Source organism: Devosia elaeis (assembly GCF_001650025.1).
GTDB lineage: Bacteria > Pseudomonadota > Alphaproteobacteria > Rhizobiales > Devosiaceae > Devosia > Devosia elaeis.
The window spans coordinates 1-2,222 of the sequence record NZ_LVVY01000102.1 but is presented as its reverse complement, the minus strand read 5'-3'; the positions used below and the strand labels follow the sequence as shown (position 1 = coordinate 2,222).

Below are 2,222 nucleotides of genomic sequence, written 5' to 3'. Positions count from 1 at the left end.
CCCTTTCTTCTCTCTTCACAATGTCAATGATCTGACCCAATGCCCGCGAGGGCTAAAGCGTCGGCGAGAGCAGGGCTCTCATTATTCCGTCAGAGAACAGGATTTTGCTTCCGGTTGCCCGGCAGCAACTCTGCCTTGAGAGATTTGTCGATCAGTGGGAAGCGCCGGGGCGCGTCGCGTCGTCAACAAGCGGGGTTATATGGGAGGGCCTTTCCGCCGTCAACACCCAGATGAAAGAAAGATGACATTTCTTTCGGGACCGGCTTGCGCCGATGTGCATAACCTGCGCGAACACCCTTTAGTTCCGGGGCTTTGCGCCTCAAACGCCCTTTTCATCTTGCCAGGGATCGAAGAGCTCCAGGCCCAGATTCTTGAAATCGCGCAGATTCCGCGTGGCCACGACAAGCCCGTGCCGCAGGGCGATCGCCGCTATCCATCCATCCATGACGGCAAGGTTCCGTCCGGCCAGCTTGGCGTCGGCCATCAGCCGGCCCCAAAGGAAGGCGGTGTCGCCATCGATTGAGAGCAGGCGATGTCCGAAGCGGAGCTGCAGATCGGTCTCGAGCCATAAAGCGAGATCGGCCTTCCGCTTTCCCGCGGGCAGGAGCGCTATGCCCCGCGCCAGCTCGGCGATGGTGATGACACTGAGATGCAGATGCTCTTCCTCGACCTGGTCGAGCCAGGCCAGGACGCGGTCATCCGGGAGCGGCCGCCGCACTTCGCTCAGCACATTGGTATCAAGCAGATAGTTCAAAGCTCGATATCGCGGCCGCCATCGGACAAGCGCTCGAGCTCGAGACCCGAGCCAGCCAGCGGCGAATCCATCAGGAACCGCGCCAGGCTGCCCTTGCGCTCAACCCGGCGCTGCCATTCTTCGATCGACACCATGATCACGCTGGGTCGGCCATTGCGCGTGATGGTCTGTGGCTCTTTCTGCGCTTCGGAAATCACCTCGGACAGATGCGCCTTGGCGGCGGCTACCGTCCAGGCATCACCCTGACGTCTCGTATCCGGCATGCTGCATCTCCAATTATGACCATGATGACTATATCGTGTGGGACTGCCCAGGTTCAAGGCCTGGGAGCGAAGGGGGATTCCGATAACATCCATTATGGAACGGCGGGGCACCATTTTCCGCGGAAAAGTACGGAGAGGTGGGAAGACCAGCGCGATTAGCGGGTCGCTGTCGGACCCCCACCGAACTGCAGGACCTTTGTGGTCACGGCGTTCTCACATGGAGCACAGTCTATCGAACTTTATCGAGGTCGAGAAGAACAGGTTTTCTGCGGACAAATACGTCTATTGAGCGATCTAACGCGCGATCCTCTCGCGATTACGTCTGATCAGCTCAATGTCGGGCCAATCCGACTCATCCAAAGGCAAGAGAAGCCGTCTGTCTACCAGCATCCTTGTTTCCTCGTCCTCCACGATTGGAGTCCAAGTGTAGTCATCATTGATGACGAGGGAGCCGTGATCATACCGGCCATGAAAGTTTGGCGCTAAAAGCAAACCGGCCTGTACATCGTTCCTCGGCTCAAGCGAGTATGGATATAGATGTGCCGCCTCCAGAGTGCAGAGGCCGTCGGCATGGATCAAGCGTAGACCGCTGATCGCACAGCGGCCACGGTAAGCAATATAGACCCGGTGGGTAAAATCGGGGTCGCGGGCCCGCTGCGTTCGACTCACAAATCTCGGTACAGTTATGGCTTGGGGAACAAAAGGCCTTTGGCCTTCCTCACCGAAGGTGCCGGCCGTTGCTATGGAAAGAAAGTCGTTCTGAGGAATAAGCCTGATATCCTGCGCTGCCGTCCATCCGCGGAGTGTGCTGTTACTGCTGGCAAGATGAGGCTCCGAACGGCCGCTGAGCCGAATTTGCATGGTCGGACTAAGATAGCTTACCTCGTGGAGGGAAAGCTTGAACCGCCCGTCGGGTTCAACTCCGGCAGACAGAATGCCCAGCTTCGCCTGCGCGAAATAGCCGACACTTTTATCATCTACATCGCTATGTCGGGCCGTTTGATAAAGGAGGGCGGCACAACCTTCACATTCCTGCGCCAATTTTCGGAATTGCGAGCGAACAAAACACCAGCCTTGGCGTTCGAGATCGCCACGGTCCTTCGGATCGATTCGAATAACGACGTAAGGCACCGCCAAATGCTAGGATAAATACGTACACCCGTGCAAGAACACAAAACCCCCGGTCATTTCTGACCGGGGGTTTG

At 57.4% G+C, this 2,222-nt stretch carries 3 protein-coding genes; all 3 read right to left on the bottom strand.

Features of this window, described 5'->3' with window-relative positions:
- Positions 1-319: 319 nt before the first annotated feature.
- The 3 genes from A3840_RS14015 to A3840_RS19115 all read right to left on the bottom strand — a co-directional run bounded on the left by A3840_RS14015 (position 320) and on the right by A3840_RS19115 (position 2,148).
- A complete protein-coding gene (locus A3840_RS14015) occupies positions 320-754 on the bottom strand; it encodes a type II toxin-antitoxin system VapC family toxin (RefSeq protein ID WP_067458002.1) in 435 nt (144 codons plus the stop codon).
- Positions 751-1,017 carry a type II toxin-antitoxin system Phd/YefM family antitoxin gene (locus A3840_RS14010; RefSeq protein ID WP_067458000.1) on the bottom strand — a complete coding sequence of 89 codons (267 nt, stop codon included), beginning with the start codon at positions 1,015-1,017 and terminating at the stop codon, positions 751-753. The genes A3840_RS14015 and A3840_RS14010 overlap by 4 nt, the downstream gene beginning before the upstream one ends.
- Before the next feature lie 294 nt (positions 1,018-1,311).
- Entirely contained in the window at positions 1,312-2,148 is an 837-nt protein-coding gene (locus tag A3840_RS19115) for an HNH endonuclease signature motif containing protein (RefSeq protein ID WP_131798335.1), read from the bottom strand.
- Positions 2,149-2,222 lie beyond the last annotated feature (74 nt).

Coding starts and splice junctions, on each gene's coding strand:
- A3840_RS14010 (WP_067458000.1), bottom strand. CDS start 1,017: ATGCCGGATACGAGACGTCAGGGTGATGCCTGGACGGTAGCCGCCGCC.